We start from the raw sequence: 19863 nt of genomic DNA on the forward strand, positions 1-19863 counted from the left end.
CCGCAGTTGAAGTCTTAGGTCACGCGAGGAGTGTTGCATGCATTGCGCGGTTGTTCACCGCGTAGTACGCGAATGACCTCCTCGCAAGCTCGTGTGCGCAGTTCCACCATTGCAGCAGTCGATGCGTAAGCGACATGCGGTGTGATGATCACATCCGTTCGGTTGAGGAGCGATTGCGGGGGAGAGGGCTCGCCATCAACGACGTCGAGGGCGGCACCTCTGATCATCCCGGCGTCGAGCGCCACGGCAAGAGCTGCGTTGTCCACCAGCCCGCCTCGGCTCACATTTATAAGCAGCGGGCGCTTTGCGCATTTCGACAGGAAACGTGTGTCGATCATCCCGGACGTCTCGGCGTTCAAGGGCGCGTGCAGGATAATCACATCTGCCAATCTAGCGAAATTATCTGGGTCGACCGGCTCCGCCAAGCTGCTGTCGTGGCTTCCAGTGCGTGCCATGGCGATGACCCGGCACCCAAACGCCTTCAGCTTGCGTGCGGTCTCCGATCCGATCCTTCCAAGACCGACGATGCCGACGGTTAGATCCGAGACACGTTGCAAGCCGGCCCCATCAGAGCGCCAGCCGGTTCGCTTCACCTCGGCATCGAGTCGGACGATGCCGCGACAATGGGCCAGCATAAGCGCGACCGCGTGGTCGGACACTTCCCCGACGCAATAGTCCGGGACGTTGGTTACCCAAATTCCGCGATCGGTGGCAGCTTCGACGGCCACGTTGTCCACGCCAGCGCCAAGCCGGGCGATAACCCTGAGCTTTTCTGCTTCATGGATCATACCAGGCGAGATTAATGCCCAACAGGTAATGATGGCCGCCGGCTCGACGGAGGCTAGAAGTCGGGCAAGGGTCTCTTCCTCGGCCGGCGCGCGAATAAACTCCAACCCGGCGCTGCGAAAGATATTTTCCTCCAGTTCCGTATCAACCCAAGGAGCATCGGTCAGCAGCACACATGTATCTGAGCTTAGCGTCATTGGCATCCGGTTCCGTCAAGTTGGCATGCGAGGCCCGTGGTCGCCGCCACGTCCAGCAAGCTACCAAGGGCGGCGTCGAGTCCAGCCTTTACCCCCTCATATGGCATGAATCCACGCGCTATCATCTTATACCGCGTTTCACTCTGCTTCAGGAGCAGTGCGGGAAAGCCCTGTACGCCAACATCGCTCACCCATCGAACACCATTTAAGACGGTGGACAGAGTTGCCTTATCCACTAGCAGAGACTTGAACTGTTCAAAGTCGATCGTCTTCATGCAGTCGAGCGCACGGTAGCTTTCGGGTAGAAGAAGGTCGAGTCCGTCGTCGTAGTGGGCGCGCTGCATCTGCGAGGAAACCGCCAGTGAATCTGTTACGCCGAGCATTTGCATTACTGCCATCGCCCTTGCGGGAACGAGCGAATTCAACTTGCGCTTCGAGGTTGCATGATTGCGGATATGTTCGAGATAAGGTTCACCGAAATCCTGACCGGACACCTCGCTCACACGCTGATGCAGGCCGATAGGATCCGGAAAGCGTCCGAAGAATTCTCCGAGCTGCATCTCCTGCGGAATCATGCAGCCGTTGACCAGCCGCAAGTCGACGCGGTCGGCATATTCCGTAGCTATACGATCGATTGTTCTTCTGAAGCCATAGCACCAGAGGCAGTAGATATCGGTAACGTAATACAGTTCGGATTTCATGGATTTATACCGCTCGGTTGAGTTTTGGTGACGAACATGAATTGGTGTGCCGGCGAGGAGGGGCTCCCCGCCGGCCACGATCGGTCAAACCAGACGCGCTGCAATCTTGACCGGATTGGCCAGCGTGTCGTGGATCGGGGAATTGTTCGGCAGTTCGCGTACCAACTCCTCGAGCTGCTCGCGGTTTGCCGCGTCGCTGGTTAGCTTGACGTCGACATTGATCGCCTGCGCACCCTTGCGGACCGTCTCGTCAAGACCCAGGAAGCCGTTGAGATCGATATCGAAGCCCAGGTCGAGTTCGAGTCCGCTGAGATCGATCCCTTTGCTGGCAGCCATGGAGGCCAGGGTTACGATATAGCAGCCGGCAAGTGCCTGAAGGACGTATTCAGCGGGGCTGACACCGGTGTCGGTGCCCAGCAGTGCCACAGGCTCATCGCCAATAAGAGAAAACTTTCCGTCACGCGTATTGTCTGCCAGCCCGTTTTGAATGAGGGGACCGGTCTGCGAAGCGATTGCAAGACCGCCGTTGGACCTGCCTTTGACTTTGAACGTGACTTTTCCGAGTTCCGGCTGGTTGCGGACGACGTCCTGCGTTTCACGGATCGCCTTGATGTCGGCGAAGGGCTTCTTCGTAGCAGTCAATTGAGCCTCCTTGGAGTCATTGGTCGATGTTCCGCAGACGGATCTTTCCAGCCTGGGACGTAAGGCCTGCGTTCCGCCTTCTGATGAAAGGTGCGGACGATTGCGATCAATACGTGATTGACAACCTAACACTCTACTAGTAGATAGGCAAGTAATATCGGCATCCAATTTAGTTCTGGGAGGAATGCGGGATGAAGATCGAACGGGTGGAGACGCTTGCCTGTGACGCGGGCTGGCGAAATTACAACTTCCTGAAAATAACGACGGATACAGGGCTCGTCGGCTGGAGCGAGTACGATGAAGCTTACGGTCCGCCGGGATTAACCGATGTGATCCGCCGGTTTGGACAGCGTGTCATCGGCAGTTCGGTCACCGATCACGAGCGGATCTATGGGGTTCTCGCTGCGTCGATCAGGCCCGCACCATACGGTCTGGCGGCAGAAGCACTCGGAGCCATCGAGAATGCTCTCTTGGATATTAAGGCCAAGGATTTCGGGGTTCCGTGCTATGAGCTTCTTGGCGGCAAGCACCGTGACGCCATCCCAATTTACTGGTCGCATTGCGCGACCTGGCGCATTTCACATCCATCGTTTTATTCGCCGAAGATCGATACGCTGGACGATGTGAAGCAAGCGGGGCTTGATGCGCGCAACAGCGGTATCGGTGCGGCCAAGACGAACCTGTTTCTTCACGGAGAGGGGCGACCCAAACAATGGCATGCGGGTTTCGGCGCGCCCTATAAACCCGAACTCAATATCGACAAGACGCTGATCCGCAACGTGCGCGCTCACCTCGAAGCGCTCAAGGATGGTCTCGGTCCCGATGTTGAGCTGCTTGTCGATTTCAATTTCAACGCCAGAACGGAGGGGTATGTCCGCTTGATCCGCGCACTGTCGGATTTCGATTTCCTCTGGTGCGAGTTGGACATCTACAATCCTGAGGCTCTCGCCTACATTCGCCAGCAAAGCCATGCCCCCATCAGTTCCCTCGAAACCCTGTTCGGGGTGCGGCAGTACTTGCCTTACTTCCAGTCACAGGCTGTCGACGTTGCGATCATTGATGTCGTCTGGAACGGTGTTTGGCAGTCGATGAAGATTGCCAATACGGCCGAAGCCTTCGATGTGAACGTGGCACCGCACAATTTCTATAGCCATCTCGCAACGATGATGAACGTCCACTTCGCGGCGGCGGTGCCGAATCTGCGGATTATGGAACATGACGTCGATCGTCTCGCCTGGGACGACGCGCTCTTCACCAACGCACCGATCATCGAGAACGGCGCGATCGTCGTACCGGACCGGCCAGGTTGGGGCTGCGAGCCGATCGAGACGGCACTTGCCGCGCATCCGGCCAAGGAGCGGGGGGGCTATCTCGGCCTGTAACCCTGGGCCGCCATCAGTTCATCAACAATTCGACTCTGGGAGGAAGTAGAATGACATCGTACGATTCCGCGGCGACGGCCTTGCCATCGACAGACACTGACAATCTCTACAAACGGGTAGCATGGAAAATTTTGCCACTGCTGTTCGTAAGCTACATCGTGGCCTATCTGGATCGCGTTAATATCGGCTTTGCTGCGTTGCGCATGCAGCAGGATCTCAGTTTCAGCGATGCTGTCTACGGCTTGGGCGCTGGAATTTTCTTCGCAGGCTATGTCCTGTTCGAAGTCCCGAGCAACCTGCTCCTGACTAAGATCGGAGCGCGTAAGACGATCATGCGGATTATGATCTGCTGGGGTCTGGTCTCCTCCGCCATGATGTTCGTGCAGACGCCGATGCAGTTTTACATCGCGCGCTTCCTGCTCGGCGCTTTTGAAGCGGGCTTCTTCCCCGGCATCATCCTGTACCTCACCTATTGGTTTCCAGCACGCATGCGTGGTGGTATCATCGCCATCTTCATGTCCGCAATCGCCATTGCCGGTGTCGTCGGCGGTCCATTGTCTGGCTGGATCATGAGCCACATGGAGGGCGTGAACGGGTGGCATGGTTGGCAATGGATGTTTCTCATCGAAGGCCTTCCGGCCGTGGTGTTGGGTATCGTTGCGGGTCTGATGCTTATTGACGGGCCGTCGAAGGCAAGCTGGTTGTCCGACCGGGAACGCACGCAAATCACCGAAGACATCAAGAGCCCGACCGATCAATCCGGCCGGCACTCGATGAAAGATGCCATTCGTGATCCGCGGATCTACGCGCTTGCGGCCGTCTACTTCGCCGTGGCGTCCGGTATCTATGTCCTCGGTTTCTGGTTGCCAGGTATGGTGAAGGGCTATGGCATTGCCGACCCGTTCCATATCGGCCTCCTAACAGCAATCCCCTATCTTGCGAGCACTATAGGCATGGTCGTCATTAGCCGGCGTTCTGATGCGACTGGCGAGCGGCGTTGGCATCTCGCGACATGCATGGTGATCAGCGCGACCGCGCTTGTCGCCAGCACGTTCTTTACGACAAATCTGATCATTGGGCTTGCGTGCCTTACGGTCGCCGCGGTTGGTGTTTTCGCGGCGATGCCGGTATTCTGGACCATTCCCACGCGTTATTTGTCTGGGACCGCGGCGGCGGGTGGCATCGCTCTGATTAACTCGCTCGCTCTGATCGGCGGTTTCGTTAGCCCGACGGTGATCGGTGCGATCAAGGCGCAGACGGGAAGCACTGACATCGGCTTGTATGTTTTTGCCGGGGTTCTAATTGCCGGAGCGGCACTTCTGCTGTTGGCGATGCCAGCACGTCTTATTCAAGCGAAGTGCTGAAGCAAGATTCCTAGAGCCGCCAAAAAGGCTTCGCGGATCGGCTGCTAACGCGGCCGATCCTTTCTATAAGATATCAGAATCAAGGATGAACGTTGATGAGCATGACCCGCCAAAGGCTGCGAGACGATTTCCCGCATTTTCCTCTCCTCGATGGTCCAACCCCGATTCAACGGCTACGCAGGCTTGAGAAGGCACTCGGCACAAGCGTTCGGATCTATGTCAAACGCGACGACCTCATAGGGATCGGCATGGGGGGAAACAAGCTGAGGAAGCTTGAGTTTTTGATCGGTGATGCTCTGAAAAATGGATGCGACACGATCATTACGACCGGCGGACTGCAATCAAATCACGCACGTATTACCGCTGCCGCAGCTGCAAAAGCAGGCTTGGCATGTGAACTGATGCTCTCGACCCTGGTACCGAACGAAACACAAGCCTACCAGTCGAATGGCAACCAGTTGCTCAACAAACTGTTTGGCGCAACGGTTCACACCTTCTCAAAGGATACGGACACGTTGGCCATGGCGCACGAACGTGCCCGGGTGTTGCAACGCCAGGGGCGTAAAGCGTACTCTGTCGGCCTTGGAGGCTCGTCTCCTTGCGGCAGCCTTGGATATGTCGATTGCGCCGGCGAAATACTAGAGCAGGAACGATCGAACGACATTAGATTTGATCGGATCTTTACCGCAACGGGCAGCAGCGGCACGCATGCCGGCCTGCTTGCAGGTTTCCGGGCACTCAGCGGCAACAACCGAAATGTCGTTGGATACTGCGTCTTTGATTCTGCGGCGGCGACTGAAGCTCGAACGTTAGATTTGACAGACAGACTACTATCGATGCTCGGTTTCGAGGAGGGTATCCCGCAGGCGGAAATCCACGTTGATGACAGCCAACTCGGAGATAGCTACGGTGTCATGTCGAAGCATGGGAGGGACGCGATCAGCACTCTCGCGCAGACCGAGGGCTTGCTCGTCGATCCCGTTTATACCGGCAAGGCTTTCGCAGGCATGCTTCACGCGATTCGCTCCGGAGTAGTGAAGGACAACGAGAATGTACTTTTCCTTATGACGGGCGGGGCGCCGGGATTGTTCGCTTATCGAGAGTCGTTTGAGTAACTAATCCCTGCGGCTACAGGCGCCCGCGGTTGAGCGGCTCCATATAACCGACGTTTTCGTTGCAATTCGTCGTCCGGTTGCCTATCTACTTATCGATAGCTTGCTTGGAAAGGAGATACGGCGTGTCTGAAATGCGCGATGAACTGCTGAGACATGCAGAAAACCTTGTACGCCGCAGGGGGTATTCCGGCTTCAGCTATGCAGACGTATCAGAACGGGTGGGAATTCGGAAGGCGAGTATTCATTATCATTTCCCGACAAAAGAAATAATGGTCTCTACGGTTCTTGATAGTTACAGGCAGCGTTACAAAAATGCCCTGACAAGAATAGAGGCACATTCGGACAACGCACTGGATCGAATAGATGCCTATGGTCGGCTTTATCTTACCGGAGTGGACAAAGGTTTGGGTTGCCTCTGTGCGGCCCTTACAGCCGAACTCGAGATTTTGCCAGAAGAGTTGCGGGCAGGGACTGAAGCATTTTTCCGTGAACATCTTGAGTGGGTACAAAAAGTATACGAAGAGGGTTTGCGAAATCGTCAGGTGAACAGCAATCTTGAAGGCCGCGCTGCAGCGCGCCTTGTTGTCACCTCACTTGAGGGGGCACTCATGATGGAGCGAATGCTGGATGGTGCATCCGGATTCGAATTGACACTTTCCAGTCTGCGGTCAAGCTTGGGGACCGGGGCAAACCCTACGAGCTGATCGGCGTGAGTTCTCGCAAAAGGCCGATCGATCGTGATGAGAATCAGACTGGTCGTTGACTATATTTATTCACCCAATCGCTTCCCCTTGAGCTATATGCTCAAGCAGCAACAGTCGACGAGGGTGCCCCGGTGTCTTCGCCAAGTCTGCCGGAGCGCAGTACCGATCGAGCGAGATCCCGCTGGTATCCCCTGGACTTCTAGTAACGATAGCCAAACGACCCCTGCTCGGTTGTCCATCGCCTGCGGCGGACATCTCCTGTCAGCAATTCAACGTGTCGATACTCGTTAGACATAAGCCTATACCCAAGCCTGTGCTTGAGCCTTCTGCTTATGCCGACTGTCCGGTCGAAATGGGGTGCAGTTCAGGTGGGCACAATGTTGCCCAAAATCGGACAACGGTGACGCCCTCTTTACCTAATACGTAGGTCTGAAAATTGTCGTCATCGGTAGCGGGAATGTTGTTCACCTGTTTAATCCGCCCTATTGAGAGCTTAGCTGCTTCTGCAAATTGCGAGAGCAAGAAAGCGTTCTGCATCAACTGCGGCAATGGCGCCCTGATCGGCCCCAGTGGCTGCTTGTCGGGAAACGTCGTCTATCACGTCGCCTGCTGAAGTCGTGCTAGGCGTTAATCGCCTCTGGAGGAAAGTTCAATGGCAGGTCACTCCGCAAGTGATCAGCTAGAACTTCCCGCATGACGGTCACCACGTCATCTTTTCGATGATCTCGCCCGTGTAGACTGATCGTCGCCAGCGGGAGCGCCTCCAGATCGTGCATTCGTCGAGATGGCCGTAATCCCGCCCCCAAGCACGAAGCTCCCAGCACGCTGATCCCTAAGCCAGAAATCACTGCGCTGCGGACGGACTGAACACTGTTTCCGGTCATGACTTCACGGTGGTTTGTATTCGTTCGCAACAGCGCTTCAAGCGCCGCCTGACGATAGATGCAAGGTGCCTGCATGAGACAAAGATCCAGGGGCTCCTCTGTACTCGTATAGATTTGTTGCCGAAGCTCACTTTGTTGATTTCCACTGAGAACTGACCCGGTATTTCCACCGAGATTTGACCCGCCTTTTAGATATGTTTCGGGTCTGGTGTAGAGGTCAAGTTCCTGTTTTTCTCCTTCGTGTTTTTCGGTTCATGAGCTGAGCTATTCTTGAAGCGGAAGCTGTCGTTTCCGGTTTCGAGGATGTGGCAGTGGTGGGTCAGGCGGTCGAGCAGCGCCGTGGTCATCTTGGCATCGCCAAAGACGCTGGCCCATTCGCTGAAGCTCAGGTTGGTGGTGATGACGACACTGGTACGTTCGTAGAGCCTGCTCAGGAGATGGAACAGCAAAGCTCCTCCCGACGCGCTGAACGGCAGGTAGCCCAATTCGTCGAGGATGACGAGATCGGAATGGACAAGCCGATTGGCGATCTGCCCTGAGCGACCTTGCGTCTTCTCCTGTTCAAGCGCGTTGACCAGTTCGACTGTTGAGAAGAACCGGACGCGTTTGTGATGATGCTCGATTGCCTGGATACCGAGAGCGGTGGCAATATGGGTTTTGCCTGTCCCAGGTCCGCCGACCAGCACGATGTTGTTGGCATCATCGAGGAAGTCGCAGCGATGGAGTTGGCGCACGAGCGCCTCGTTGATCTCGCTGCTGGAGAAGTCGAAGCCGTTGAGATCGCGATAGGCCGGGAAGCGGGCAATTTTGAGCTGATAGGCGGTTGATCTAACCTCCCGCTCTGCCGTTTCCGCTTTGAGCAGTTGCGACAGAATAGGAATGGCAGCCTCAAAAGCTGGCGATCCTTGTTCGGTGAGCTCACCGATTGCCTGAGCCATGCCGTGCATCTTCAGTTGGCGCAGCATGATAACGATCGCTCCGCTGGCTGGGTTATGACGCATGGCGGACCTCCGCAGTCTTCCTCAGGGTATCGTAGCGTTCGACATTGGCCTTGGGCTCGTTGGCAAGTGTAAGAGCTTGCGGCGCGTCGATCGTAGGTGGTGTCGAGGATTTGCCATCGACGAGGCGATGCAACAGGTTTAGCACATGGGTTTTGGTCGGAACTCCGGACGTCAAAGCCATATCGACTGCCGATAGCACTGCCTGTTCGTCGTGCTGGAGAACAAGCGCCAGAATATCGACCATCTCTCGATCGCCACCCGGCTTTTTGAGCAGGTGCTGCTGCAGCGTTCTGAAGGCTTCGGGAAGATCGACGAACGGCGCACCATTGCGAAGAGCGCCAGGTTTGCGTTGCACGACCGCGAGATAGTGCCGCCAATCGTAAATCGTCTGCCCAGGTCCGTCATGCGACCGGCTGATGACGCGAAGATGCTCGCATATGATCAGACCCTCCGCTGCAACAACGATACGGTCTGGATAAACTCGAATGCTGACGGGTCGGTTGGCAAAGGATGCCGGAACGCTGTAGCGATTGCGATCGAAGTGAACCAGGCAGGTTGGGGACACCCGTTTGCTATGCTCGACAAAACCATCGAAGACACGCGCCGTTGGCATCAGAGTTTTTGTTTCCTCGGCCAGGAGGTCAGCGATAGTGCCACGCATCTTTCCATGCGGGGTCTGCTGCCAAACCTCCTTGCATCGAAGCTCCAGCCAGTCGTTCAGGGCTTCCAACGATGGAAAGCGTGGTGTCGGTTGAAAGAACCGATGGCGCGAATCCTGAACATTCTTCTCGACCTGGCCTTTCTCCCAACCAGACGCCGGATTGCAGAACTCCGGCTCATAGAGGTAGTGGCTGGCCATTGCCATAAAGCGGATGTTGACGTCGCGCTCCTTGCCGCGTCCAATCTTATCGATTGCCGTGCGCATGTTGTCGTAGATGCCGCGCCGCGGCACCCCGCCGAAGACACGGAACGCGTGGTTATGGGCATCGAACAGCATCTCGTGCGTCTGCAGAAGATACGCCCGGACGATGAACGCCCTGGAATAGCTAAGCTTTGTATGGGCCACCTGCAGTTTGGTGCGCTCATTGCCGATGATTGCCCAGTCTTCCGACCAGTCGAACTGGAAGGCCTCACCCGGATCAAAGGCCAGCGGAACGAACGTCCCACGTCCCGATGTCTGCAGCTCCCTTTGCAGATCAGCTTTCCATTCCCGAGCAAAAGCAGCAACCCGACCATACGATCCCTCGTAGCCAAGGCTCACCAGATCGGCATGTAATTGCTTCAGGTTGCGCCGCTGCTTCCGGTTCTTTTTGGCTTCCGTCCGCAGCCACGCTGACAGCCGGTCGGCAAAAGGATCAAGCTTGCTCGGCCGCTCCGGCACCTTGAACGATGGTTCCACGCCATCAAGCCGGAGATATTTGCGGATGGTATTCCGGGATAGGCCGGTCCTGCGGCAAATGTCCCGGATCGATATGTGGTCTCGAAAATGCCAGCGTCGGATCACGCTCAGTAACGCCATGTCGATCACTCCGTAGCCCCCGCTGAAAACACGCAGGGCAAGGTTCAAACATGGGTCAATTCTCGATGGAAATATCCTGGGCTACCGGGTCAGTTCTCAGTGGAAATCAACAACGAAACGGCTGAAAGCGAACGAGAAAGCCGAAAACAGCGTGAATTCGACAATGTGTCACCGGCCCGGACGCGCCCATGCCGACCAGCGGGCGTAATCGGAGGCTGGAGCCGACCGCATAGCCGATGATCCCGAAGTTGCCAATGAGGAATGCCGAGCGACCTCGGCACCCGGCCGCACCCTGTCGCGCCGCGCCTCGAACGTTGTGAGGCGGTACGCTAGTGGGGCGTCTCCCTGGAAAGCTGACTCACGCTGAGGAGGAAGCACGCCGGACGGCTTGCGGCGGATGTCCAAAAATACGGATGAAGCTCTGGCGCATCCGGCTCGCATCTTTGAAACCGACCGAACGGGCGATCACTTCCAAGGGCTCTCGACCTTCCTCAATTTTGGGTCGAGCCACTTCGGCTCTCATTCGCTCGATTGCCTTGGCGGGCGTCACACCCGTTGCGGCACGGAAGGCTCGTCCAAACTGCCGCTCGCTCAAGTGGGCGACATCGGCCAGCCGCTCGATCGGCAAGGGGTCGCTGAGATGTGCTCGCATGTAGGCGAGCACCAAGCGGATTCTGTCGGAGTCTGGATCGAGGTCGAGCAGCGAGGAATACTGTTGCTGACCGCCCGCGCGGCGATGGTAAACCACCAACATTCGGGCGATCGCCAACGATGCCTCCCGCCCAAGGTCCTCTTCCACAAGCGCCAAGGCCATGTCGATACCGGCGGTGATCCCGGCCGAGGTCCACACATTGTCCGCCTTTATGAAGATCCGGTCTGCCTTGACGCACACGGCAGGGTGTGCGGCTTGGAGTCTCGCGGCATCCATCCAGTGCGTGGTGGCGCTGACCCCGTCCAGCACGCCCGCGGCCGCCAGGAGAAACGCCCCCGTGCAGACGCTCGTCGTTCGCCTGGCGAGAGAGGAGGCTTGACGGACATAATCGATCATGTCTGGCGCAAAAACCCCTCCAACCAAAGTCCCGCCAACAACAAGCAGTGTATCCAGCGGCTCCTGGACTAGGGGCCTGGTATTGATGGTCAGTGGAGACTCGCTTTCGACATCGCCACCATTCAAGGACATCACGGTGAGCTTATAAGCGCCAGGATTGTCGCGTGCGGCCCATCGGAACACTTCCAGCGGCCCACTCAGATCAAGCAGGTTGAAGCCGGAGAACACCAGAAAGCCTATGTGACGCGTCATGAACGAAAGCGGACCATTGTTGCGACTGTCAACTTCACCAAGCCACCTGCCGGCGCCCTCGTCAACCCGTTGAGGACTCGCTGAGCGGGTCGCCGGCGAGCCCTATGAAAACGACCATTATAAGAAGCGCCTCGCTCACCCCTCGAAGCCCGGATATTCCATGAAGAGTGCAACGTGCCTCGCGGCTTTTCGACCATATGTCTTGGAGATGTCGGTGAGCGCAATGTCGAGCGCGCGGGTCGCCTGATGTGCATCGAGCGGCGCAAGGGTGCGGTCGACCGACTTAGATTCACCCGTAACGAGGTCGGGGAGGACGACAAGGCCATGGGCCAGGCGGAGCGGAGCTTTGCTCGCCGCGATTGCGAGCGCTGTAGTAACGCCTGTGGTGCTATAAGCTTCCGCCGTCAGGGAAAGTGCAATCGCGTCATCGCCTTCTTTCACTGGAATGCCGATTGTTATTTCCGGTTTTGCATTGCCATCTGGCATGTCGGCGTTGTCGGGATCAGCTTTGAAGACGTCGCTATTGTGCCTTGAGTCCCAGTTGCCGATGCCGACATCACGGGCGACCTGAGCGGCTTTTTCTTCGCCCGCGATCGCTTCGACAAGTGCAATAGAGGTCGGCATGGAAGCGGTGACGCCCGCGCTGGAAACGAACTTGCCGTCTGCAACATAGCGGATGTTTTTCTGCCACTTCACTTTCGGGAAACGCTTCGCCCGCATCTCCTCATTGCTGTAGTGCGAGGTTGCCCGATGGCCATCAAACAGACCTGTGTTGGCGACCGGCAAAGCACCGTAACAAATGCTGATAATGGTGCCGCCCTTCTCGCTCTGCGCCTTGACCCACTGTAAGAGGTTAGCGTCATTGAAGTTCGATACCGCCGGTACAAACAGATAATCGGCTCCCTCGGGATAACGCTTGTCGAAATCGTCGATAGTCGATTGCAGTTCAAAGGTGAGAGGGTGCATCTTCACGGGACCGGGCTTTACCGAAACCGACACGACATCGGCTACGTCCGACCGCGCCATCACGCCAAACGGGATACAAAAGTCGCTGATCACGGTGCCCTCGTTGAGGCCGACCACCGCTACTAACGGCTTTGTACGGCCGAACCGCGCTTGATAAGGCGCAATTTTTTCAAGGTTCGGGTTACGAGAAGCGTCAAATGCCGGCGAGGCCTTCGAGGCTTCCTGCGCGGTAACCGCTCCGGCGCCGAGCGCAAGCCCGCCAACCGCCCCGATCCCGGAAATGATTACCGTCCGCCGAGTCACATATTGCATGGGAAACCCTCTCGCCACTGTTCAATGCAAGGACTTATTTTCCATCCCGTCGATGTCGTAAAGGACGTAAATCGGCGTTTTTCGGACACGCCAACGCTTGTGTGGCCTTGAAAACCGCCATGGAGGTTCGCTTCCCAGGTCTCGGCATGGGCGTGGCACTCGACATCGGCTCGAAGGTAGCCAAGGGCGAAATGAAGTGGGGCTGAGATGAGGGCCGTACGATCGGTCATCACGTACGCAATGGTGCAGAGAAGCTTGGGGAGCGGCGGAAATGCCCGGCGCTCCCACCAGAAGTGGCTTAATCTGGATGCTTTTCAGGCATAGCTGAGGAATGATGGGACGAAATCAGCCATTTGTCGTCCTTGAACTCATAGGTGAAGGTGTAGCGCGCTGGAACCTTGCTGCCATCCTTCAAAGTGAAGGTGTAGATGCCCGTGTCGAGCGCTTCGTTACAGCCCAGTTTAATCGAACGGCTATCGATCTCGCCGTGCGGATGCTTCTTCAGGAAGTCCACGAAATATTCCTTCCGTTCCTCCTGCGTTAGCCGCGGCTTGTTCGACAGGGTCGGCAGGAGGACGGCGTCAGAAGCATAGTTGTCGACGACCTTTTCGGGATTCAGTGTCGCCAGCGAGGCGTTCCAGCGATCAAACAGCTGCTTCACCTGAGGCTTGGTGATCGGCGCGCATTCCTCTGCAACAGCCGGCGTCGCCAGAAGGGCAATCACGGAAGCGGCAAGTAGATGTCTTTTCATTTCAGTCTCCATCGACTTTGACATTGGCTTTCCGGCATCATTGGTGCCGGCCTGTCAGAGATGGTTCGTCGCGCGGCGCAGCGCGTCTGCCGAATGGCCGCAATCGTATCTGCCGAATGGCCTATGCATTTTAACGGGTGGCTTGCTATCTAGGATAAGACGAACTGCTGAAGGATCGGGAATGACAGACGCAGACGGCATAACATCGCCCATTCGCGAATTGCGGCGTCTCTATCGCGATGCGGAAGCCAAGGCCGCGCGTCTGCGACTGATCGTGGATGTGCGCACGACGCTCGACCGCGACCCCTTGGATGCCGCCATGTACGCCGCACTTTCCGCCATTGCCGGCTTTGCCGGAGCGACCACGGCCACCATCCGCTCGGAAGCCAACGCGGGTTGGCAGTTTCCTGCTCGGGGCGCGGCTGGCGACGTCACGACCGAGACAACCAACCAGCTATTCGTCGGCAAGGCATGGATGGGCGGGGAGCTGCTGGAACTCCACTTGTCACGCCTTGCCTTCCCTATCAATGACGAGGATTGTGAGACGATCCAGATCGCGGCGGATCAACTCGCGACTTTTCTGGCGGCGGAGAAACAACGCACTCTTAGCGAGCGGCTGACGCTCGACCTCAAGGCACGCGAGCGCGAACTGGCCCGTTTGGTCGCGGCGATGATCGGCGCGCAGGAGCAGGAGCGACGTAGGGTCGCCTACGATCTCCACGACGGCGTGGCGCAGTCCTTGGCGAGTCTGCTATTTCGCTTGGAAGCCGCGAGTGTTGCGATCGAGGATACGCGATCGACCAGAGAGGCGATCGAGGGCAGCACCGAGATTGTTCGGATGTCGATTGCAGAGGTCAGAGGCGCGATTGCTGCGCTTCGGCCGGCGGAACTGGACGATCTCGGCCTCGAAGCCGCACTTCGTGCACGTCTCGACGATATCCAATCGGTGCAGCTTCACTTTGATTCGGATCTGAACGGCCGACGCTTGCCCGGCGCGCTGGAGGTGACCTTTTATAGGGTTGCGCAGGAGGCCTTGGCAAATGCCGTGAAGCATTCCGGATGTAGCCGGATCGACCTGCGGCTTGCATTAGACGACGCGCAGTTTGTTACCCTCTCTGTTACGGACAACGGCCGGGGCATTGCTGACGCGCCTATCGTTCACAAAAGAGGACAGGGCGTCGGAATGTCGGCGATGCGCGAACGAATGGCCCTGATCGGCGGTTCGATATCGATTCGCTCCGCGGCCGGCGAAGGAACCGTCGTCACCGCTCGAGCGCCGATTTCCATATTATGAGGGAACCCTATTGAAACACTGCCGAATATTGATTGCAGACGATCATGAGCTTGCTCGATCGGGTCTTATCGCCGTGCTTGCGAGCGCAAGCGATCTGGAGATCGTGGCGGAGGCGGCCGATGGCGGGTCCGCAGTGATCCTCAGCGAGCGCCTGCGACCGGACGTTGCCCTTCTCGATATACGAATGGGTGACATGGACGGCCTGGAGGCCGCGGCGCAGATCAGGATCCGATCACCCGAAACCCGAATCATCATGCTGACGATGCACGATAGCGTCGACTATCTCGAAGCCGCTATCAAGGCAGGCGCCAGCGGCTATGCCTTAAAAGACATCCGGCGCGACGAACTCCTGCAGATGATCGCCAACGTCGCCGCAGGGCAATCCTTCTTCAACCTTGACCTGATGCGTCGCCTGCTTCGTCGGGTCTCTCCGGAAGCATCCGGAGATTTGGTCATCGAGCGGCTGACCGCGCGCGAGCGGGAAATCCTCGCGCGATTGACCACCGGCGAGACGAACAAGGAGATAGCCAAGACGCTTGCGATTTCACCCGGTACCGTAAAGGTGCACGTCGAACGCATTCTTTACAAATTGGGTGTGGCCGATCGAACGCAAGCGGCCGTCATGGCTGTCAGGGCCGGGCTTGTGGATCGGGAACGCCTATGATCGTCTCGCGCCTTTTCGCCCCCTTGTCAAAGCGGTTTCTGGACCAGCCGCTTGCCCGTAAGGGCTTGATCGTGATCGCCGTGCCGCTGATCTGCTTCCTGATCGCGTTGGCTTCGGTTTTTCTCGCCGACCGCGAGAGCCGTCGGGCGGAAAATTACGTACGCGTGACCTTGGCTATCCAATCCGATATTCTCGAGTTGCACGCACTGCTCGCCGAAGCGGCCTCCGGCGTGCGGGGATTTCTGTTGACGGGTAACGAGGCCTTCCTTGCGCCCTTCAACAAGGCGAGCGCGGAGCTTCCCAGTGTGTTTTCCAGCATGCGCCCGCTGATCAGAGATAACGCCCAGCGTGTGCGACTTGACGAGATGGAGCCGCTGGTAAACCAAAAGCTGCGCGGCCTTAGCGCCTTGCGTGACGCCAGTGGCCGGTCTGGACAACCAGACCCGGGCGGCATTCGGAAGACTATGGTGGACAACAAAGCGCTGCTGGACACGCTTCGAACGAAGATCGACGAGATGCGCGCACGGGAAGATTTTCTTCTGGCCGTGCGCACCGACGAGGCAGACGTCATCCGCGACCGTTCCCAATGGATCACGTTGTTCGGCGCCGTATTCGGCCTGCTCGGAGGCATCAGCGCCAGCGTGCTGATGTCGAATGGCATTGTTCGGCGCGTCGGTACGCTACAGAAAGCGGCGCAGAACTTGGCCGCGGGCCAGGAGCTTAGGTCGTTTCCTGCCGCACGCGATGAACTCGGCGAGCTTGCAGCAGCTCTGCAGGAGGCAAGCCGTCTGCTGAAGGCGCGTGAGGACGCCCTGCGCGAAAGTGAGGAACGCTTCCGCCTGCTCGTCGACGGTGTACATGACTACGGCATTTTCGGTTTGGACGAAACCGGGCTCGTTGTTAGCTGGAATGTTGGCGCTGAACGGATCACCGGCTATACGGCAGACGAGGTCGTAGGCGCACATTTTTCCAGATTCTATCCCGAGGATACGCGGCAAACGCATCCCGCGCGGGAACTGGCCCAGGCGGTTTCCTTCGGCCCGGTCGAAGATGAGGGATGGCGTATTCGCAAGGACGGCGGCCGCTTCTGGGCCAATGTCATCGTCACGGCGTTGAAGGATGAACACGGCAATTCACGCGGCTTCTCCAAAATCACCCGGGACATGACCGACCGGAAGAAAGCTGAGGAAACCCTGCTGGCGGCGCGGCGGGAGGCCGAACGGGCAAGTCACGCCAAAAGCGAGTTCCTATCGCGCATGAGCCACGAGTTGCGTACGCCGCTCAATTCGATCCTCGGCTTCGGCCAGATCCTCGAAATGGACATGGACGATCCGGATGCACAGTTCTCTGTCAGGCAGATTCTGACAGCCGGCCGCCACCTGCTGAGCCTGATCGACGAAATCCTCGATATTGCGAGGATCGAAGCTGGACGGATGGAGCTTACGCGCGAATCGATCGATATCGGCGGCGTGTTGCAGGAGGCTCTGGCGCTCGCCCGCCCTTTGGCGGAGGAGCGGGACATCGACCTGAAATTCGACGACAAGCAAATTGGAAAGATATTCACCGATGCCGATCGCCGGCGGCTGCTGCAAGTTTTTTTGAATCTTCTATCGAACGCAATCAAGTTCAACCACGCCGGCGGTGAGGTCAGGATCACTGGAGGCACGGACGGGCCTGATATGTTGAGGATCGATATCTGCGATACCGGATCAGGTATTTCGCCTGATGGCATCGAGCGCCTGTTTCGGCCATTCGAGCGATTTGGAAAAGACCGCAACGCAATAGAAGGCACTGGGCTGGGACTTGCCTTGTCCAAACACCTGACAGAAGCGATGGGCGGAGGGTTGGAACTTGTGGAAACATCGCCTGAAGGCACCAAGTTTTCGGTGCTCCTGCCCATCGGTGTTCACAAAGAAGCTTTAGACGAAATAGCGCCGATGCAGGCGATAAAATCGGGTCCAAGCGACAGCAAGCTCACCAAAGTGCTGTGCATCGAAGACAATTCGCAAAGTCTCAGTCTGATCGAGAATGTAATGACGCGCCATTTTGGCTGCGACGTGATATCGGCGATGCTTGGCGAATTGGGCTTGGCCTTGGCGGTGCAGCACAAGCCTGACCTCATCCTTCTTGACCTCGATCTGCCCGACATGAGCGGTCTTGACGTCCTTCAGATGCTACGAAGTGATCCCAAGACCCGGGCGATTTCTGTCGTCGTCCTCAGTGCTGACGCCACGGAGGCGACCCGCCAGAAGGCCATGGCGACCGAGGCGACAACCTATCTCACCAAGCCGCTTGACCTGCGCCTCTTCGTAAAGACCGTGGAAGACATAGCATGCTGAACACGACCATCGACATTCCTCCCGACGCGAGATTTCTGATCATCGATGACGAGCCTGCCAACATTGCGCTTTTGACGCGGCTTCTGCAACGAGAGGGCTTTGAGCGGATCTGTTCGACGACTGATCCTCGTAACGCGCTCGAAATATTTCGCGATTTGAAGCCCGATATCGTACTGCTAGACCTTATGATGCCGCACATCGATGGCTTTCAACTACTGGAGGCGTTTTCCCGTCTTATCGGTCCGCGCGGCTTCGTTCCTATCGTGGTGTTGACGGCGGACATTTCCATTACAACGCGCCGCCGAGCATTGTCGTTGGGGGCCAAGGATTTTCTCGTCAAGCCGTTGGATGCCGTTGAAACCGTGCTTCGCATCGTCAACCTGCTTGAGACGCGTTTTCTCTTCCTCGAGTTGCAGCGATTGACAGGAAATGCCGCTAGTACCTCTGCGAAGAGGATTGACGGGTTCGATGGGTTTTAGCTGGCTGCCGGGATCGACAAGCAGTTCGATGTTCTGCGCGAGGCCTGGCTGCCTGCCGGCGAACCAGCCTAACACCGCTTTCGAAACGCATCGCCAAGGTCAGCCATGGGCGGCCGATCGGCTGCCGGGTTTCCTCGCCAACAACGAAGACATCGGCCTTGGTATGATCGATCTGCACGACTTCCAAGGAACGGGACGCGCCGAACGCTCCGGGAACTGCCGGTGTCGTCTTCACGACCTTCTGTTCACTGCGGCGCCTGGCGCGCTTTTGGAGGTCGATGTCCTCGAGGCGAGCGACGATCATTCTGCGATGCGGCCGCCAACTGTGCAACTTCTGCGGCCGTCGCACCGTTAGAGTTGCGCTCCAGAAAACCACGGATCGCATCTGCACGACGGCACGCTTCATCAGTCTAAGATTCGATTCGGTTCAAGAGCAGCAAAGGGAACGATGATGCCTTGGCTGCTTCAGATAAAACTTCTGGCGAGAACGGCAGTCTCGGTATACTTCCTGGATTATCTGTCGCGTGGAAAATGCCAGGATCATGGAGATCTACCAGCTCAGGACGTTCCTTGCCGTCGCACGGTGTCAGCATCTGACGCGTGCATCGGAACAGCTTCACCTCAGCCAACCTGCCGTCTCAAAGCACATAAAGGCGCTGGAGGAGGAATTAGGGCTTTCCCTCTTCGAACGAACCCCGACCGGTGTATTGCTGACCAAGAGTGGCAGGGACATCTTGTCGCTAGCCGAAGTAACCCTGAGTTCGGCTGTTGCGTTAACCAACAAAGCGGCGCAACTTCGGGGCGAAGTGGCCGGTATCGTGCGGTTGGGGACGATCATAGACCCGGATTCTTTGCGCCTGGGTGATTTTCTGGCTCGCATGCTTCGATGGCATCCGATGATCGACATCAGGCTTCAGCATGGAATTTCCGGGGACATCCTGCACCAGGTACGATCGGGAGAGCTGGAGGCCGGATACTATCTTGGAAAAGTGGAAGATCCCTCAATCGCGGCCGTCGAGCTTCGGCAGGTTGTCTATGTCGTCATAGCGCCGCCGACTTGGGCATCGAAGCTGGTCGGTGCAACGGTCCACGACCTGGCGAGCCTGCCCTGGATCGGACCGCATGTTCATAGTTCCCAACACCGTATCTTTCACAAGATCTTCGGCGATGCCGGTATCGCGCCGCCCGCAGTGGCCATCGAGGTCGATCAGGAAGCTTCTATGGTTAGCCTCGTCAAGAGCGGCGTGGGGCTTTGCCTGATGCGTGAGGAAGTAATCCGGGCTGCAGCAAGGGACGGTGAACTGATTTTTTGGGACGGTGCTGTTCCGCTCTGTCCGCTGTCTTTCATCTACCCTGAAAACCGCCGGGAGGACGGAGCTACTGCCGCCATGCTGCATGTTCTGGCGAGTATGGTGGGGGATCCTCCTATCCTCGGCGCTGAAACAGGCGCAAAATAAACCCCC

General features: G+C 57.4%; 18 protein-coding genes and 2 pseudogenes. 10 read left to right on the forward strand and 10 right to left on the reverse strand.

Annotated elements, in window-relative coordinates; genetic code table 11:
- Window positions 1-14: 14 nt before the first annotated feature.
- The 3 genes from QSV77_RS25090 to QSV77_RS25100 form a co-directional block, all read right to left on the reverse strand.
- Window positions 15-959 carry a C-terminal binding protein gene (locus QSV77_RS25090; RefSeq protein ID WP_205125167.1) on the reverse strand — a complete coding sequence of 315 codons (945 nt, stop codon included), beginning with the start codon at window positions 957-959 and terminating at the stop codon, window positions 15-17.
- Between the two features lie 20 nt (window positions 960-979).
- Window positions 980-1684 carry a hypothetical protein gene (locus QSV77_RS25095; RefSeq protein ID WP_112402593.1) on the reverse strand — a complete coding sequence of 235 codons (705 nt, stop codon included), beginning with the start codon at window positions 1682-1684 and terminating at the stop codon, window positions 980-982.
- An 84-nt stretch (window positions 1685-1768) separates the two neighbouring features.
- Window positions 1769-2326: an OsmC family protein gene (locus tag QSV77_RS25100; protein ID WP_112402592.1), complete on the reverse strand. Its 558-nt coding sequence runs from the start codon at window positions 2324-2326 to the stop codon at window positions 1769-1771.
- 191 nt (window positions 2327-2517) lie between these two features.
- Between QSV77_RS25100 and QSV77_RS25105 the strand changes: the two genes are divergently transcribed.
- The 4 genes from QSV77_RS25105 to QSV77_RS25120 all read left to right on the forward strand — a co-directional run bounded on the left by QSV77_RS25105 (window position 2518) and on the right by QSV77_RS25120 (window position 6891).
- Window positions 2518-3708, forward strand: coding sequence for a mandelate racemase/muconate lactonizing enzyme family protein (locus QSV77_RS25105; protein WP_112402591.1), 1191 nt, complete (start codon window positions 2518-2520; stop codon window positions 3706-3708).
- A 50-nt stretch (window positions 3709-3758) separates the two neighbouring features.
- Entirely contained in the window at window positions 3759-5072 is a 1314-nt protein-coding gene (locus QSV77_RS25110; protein WP_112402590.1) for an MFS transporter, read from the forward strand.
- A gap of 95 nt (window positions 5073-5167) precedes the next feature.
- Window positions 5168-6187, forward strand: coding sequence for a D-cysteine desulfhydrase family protein (locus QSV77_RS25115; protein WP_112402589.1), 1020 nt, complete (start codon window positions 5168-5170; stop codon window positions 6185-6187).
- 131 nt (window positions 6188-6318) lie between these two features.
- Entirely contained in the window at window positions 6319-6891 is a 573-nt protein-coding gene (locus QSV77_RS25120; RefSeq protein WP_112402588.1) for a TetR/AcrR family transcriptional regulator, read from the forward strand.
- Between the two features lie 620 nt (window positions 6892-7511).
- Here QSV77_RS25120 and QSV77_RS25870 read toward each other — a convergent pair.
- From QSV77_RS25870 to QSV77_RS25140, 5 genes are all read right to left on the reverse strand, one after another.
- A complete protein-coding gene (locus QSV77_RS25870; protein ID WP_368045870.1) occupies window positions 7512-7850 on the reverse strand; it encodes a hypothetical protein in 339 nt (112 codons plus the stop codon).
- 113 nt (window positions 7851-7963) lie between these two features.
- Entirely contained in the window at window positions 7964-8776 is an 813-nt protein-coding gene (istB, locus tag QSV77_RS25125; RefSeq protein WP_111796911.1) for an IS21-like element helper ATPase IstB, read from the reverse strand.
- The gene (gene istA / locus QSV77_RS25130) at window positions 8766-10295 is read right to left on the reverse strand and encodes an IS21 family transposase (RefSeq protein WP_111796982.1); all 1530 of its coding nucleotides are present in this window, start codon (window positions 10293-10295) and stop codon (window positions 8766-8768) included. The genes istB and istA overlap by 11 nt, the downstream gene beginning before the upstream one ends.
- Before the next feature lie 358 nt (window positions 10296-10653).
- Entirely contained in the window at window positions 10654-11595 is a 942-nt protein-coding gene (locus QSV77_RS25135; protein WP_142845828.1) for a GlxA family transcriptional regulator, read from the reverse strand.
- Window positions 11596-11730: 135 nt separating this feature from the next.
- Window positions 11731-12873, reverse strand: coding sequence for a DJ-1/PfpI family protein (locus tag QSV77_RS25140; protein WP_142845829.1), 1143 nt, complete (start codon window positions 12871-12873; stop codon window positions 11731-11733).
- Between the two features lie 104 nt (window positions 12874-12977).
- Here QSV77_RS25140 and QSV77_RS25145 point away from each other — a divergent pair.
- Window positions 12978-13079, forward strand: a pseudogene (locus tag QSV77_RS25145) (MBL fold metallo-hydrolase); the annotation flags it as partial.
- A 92-nt stretch (window positions 13080-13171) separates the two neighbouring features.
- Here the strand turns inward: QSV77_RS25145 and QSV77_RS25150 are convergent.
- Window positions 13172-13624, reverse strand: coding sequence for an SgcJ/EcaC family oxidoreductase (locus QSV77_RS25150; RefSeq protein WP_302735552.1), 453 nt, complete (start codon window positions 13622-13624; stop codon window positions 13172-13174).
- Window positions 13625-13805: 181 nt separating this feature from the next.
- Between QSV77_RS25150 and QSV77_RS25155 the strand changes: the two genes are divergently transcribed.
- The 4 genes from QSV77_RS25155 to QSV77_RS25170 are packed head-to-tail and all read left to right on the forward strand — an operon-like array spanning window position 13806 to window position 18400.
- On the forward strand, window positions 13806-14918 hold the full coding sequence (locus QSV77_RS25155) for a sensor histidine kinase (protein WP_142845831.1): 1113 nt from the start codon (window positions 13806-13808) through the stop codon (window positions 14916-14918).
- Between the two features lie 10 nt (window positions 14919-14928).
- The gene (locus QSV77_RS25160; RefSeq protein WP_142845832.1) at window positions 14929-15582 is read left to right on the forward strand and encodes a response regulator transcription factor; all 654 of its coding nucleotides are present in this window, start codon (window positions 14929-14931) and stop codon (window positions 15580-15582) included.
- The gene (locus QSV77_RS25165) at window positions 15579-17921 is read left to right on the forward strand and encodes an ATP-binding protein (protein WP_142845833.1); all 2343 of its coding nucleotides are present in this window, start codon (window positions 15579-15581) and stop codon (window positions 17919-17921) included. Before QSV77_RS25160 ends, QSV77_RS25165 begins: the two co-directional genes overlap by 4 nt.
- Window positions 17915-18400: a response regulator gene (locus tag QSV77_RS25170; RefSeq protein WP_193559583.1), complete on the forward strand. Its 486-nt coding sequence runs from the start codon at window positions 17915-17917 to the stop codon at window positions 18398-18400. Before QSV77_RS25165 ends, QSV77_RS25170 begins: the two co-directional genes overlap by 7 nt.
- Before the next feature lie 88 nt (window positions 18401-18488).
- Here QSV77_RS25170 and QSV77_RS25175 read toward each other — a convergent pair.
- A pseudogene (locus QSV77_RS25175) lies at window positions 18489-18840 on the reverse strand (hypothetical protein); the annotation flags it as partial.
- A 102-nt stretch (window positions 18841-18942) separates the two neighbouring features.
- Between QSV77_RS25175 and QSV77_RS25180 the strand changes: the two are divergent.
- The gene (locus QSV77_RS25180) at window positions 18943-19857 is read left to right on the forward strand and encodes a LysR family transcriptional regulator (protein WP_142845834.1); all 915 of its coding nucleotides are present in this window, start codon (window positions 18943-18945) and stop codon (window positions 19855-19857) included.
- The last annotated feature ends 6 nt before the right edge of the window (window positions 19858-19863 follow it).

The sequence above is a fragment of the Agrobacterium sp. V1 genome (assembly GCF_030518355.1).
Lineage (GTDB): Bacteria > Pseudomonadota > Alphaproteobacteria > Rhizobiales > Rhizobiaceae > Agrobacterium > Agrobacterium cucumeris.

Bases quoted from the DNA above. Each gene is read 5' to 3' on its own strand.
- QSV77_RS25095 (WP_112402593.1), bottom strand. From the start codon at position 1,684: ATGAAATCCGAACTGTATTACGTTACCGATATCTACTGCCTCTGGTGC.
- QSV77_RS25105 (WP_112402591.1), top strand. From the start codon at position 2,518: ATGAAGATCGAACGGGTGGAGACGCTTGCCTGTGACGCGGGCTGGCGA.
- QSV77_RS25110 (WP_112402590.1), top strand. From the start codon at position 3,759: ATGACATCGTACGATTCCGCGGCGACGGCCTTGCCATCGACAGACACT.
- QSV77_RS25115 (WP_112402589.1), top strand. From the start codon at position 5,168: ATGAGCATGACCCGCCAAAGGCTGCGAGACGATTTCCCGCATTTTCCT.
- QSV77_RS25120 (WP_112402588.1), top strand. From the start codon at position 6,319: ATGCGCGATGAACTGCTGAGACATGCAGAAAACCTTGTACGCCGCAGG.
- QSV77_RS25870 (WP_368045870.1), bottom strand. From the start codon at position 7,850: ATGCAGGCACCTTGCATCTATCGTCAGGCGGCGCTTGAAGCGCTGTTG.
- istB (WP_111796911.1), bottom strand. From the start codon at position 8,776: ATGCGTCATAACCCAGCCAGCGGAGCGATCGTTATCATGCTGCGCCAA.
- istA (WP_111796982.1), bottom strand. From the start codon at position 10,295: ATGGCGTTACTGAGCGTGATCCGACGCTGGCATTTTCGAGACCACATA.
- QSV77_RS25135 (WP_142845828.1), bottom strand. From the start codon at position 11,595: ATGACGCGTCACATAGGCTTTCTGGTGTTCTCCGGCTTCAACCTGCTT.
- QSV77_RS25140 (WP_142845829.1), bottom strand. From the start codon at position 12,873: ATGCAATATGTGACTCGGCGGACGGTAATCATTTCCGGGATCGGGGCG.
- QSV77_RS25150 (WP_302735552.1), bottom strand. From the start codon at position 13,624: ATGAAAAGACATCTACTTGCCGCTTCCGTGATTGCCCTTCTGGCGACG.
- QSV77_RS25155 (WP_142845831.1), top strand. From the start codon at position 13,806: ATGACAGACGCAGACGGCATAACATCGCCCATTCGCGAATTGCGGCGT.
- QSV77_RS25165 (WP_142845833.1), top strand. From the start codon at position 15,579: ATGATCGTCTCGCGCCTTTTCGCCCCCTTGTCAAAGCGGTTTCTGGAC.
- QSV77_RS25170 (WP_193559583.1), top strand. From the start codon at position 17,915: ATGCTGAACACGACCATCGACATTCCTCCCGACGCGAGATTTCTGATC.
- QSV77_RS25180 (WP_142845834.1), top strand. From the start codon at position 18,943: ATGGAGATCTACCAGCTCAGGACGTTCCTTGCCGTCGCACGGTGTCAG.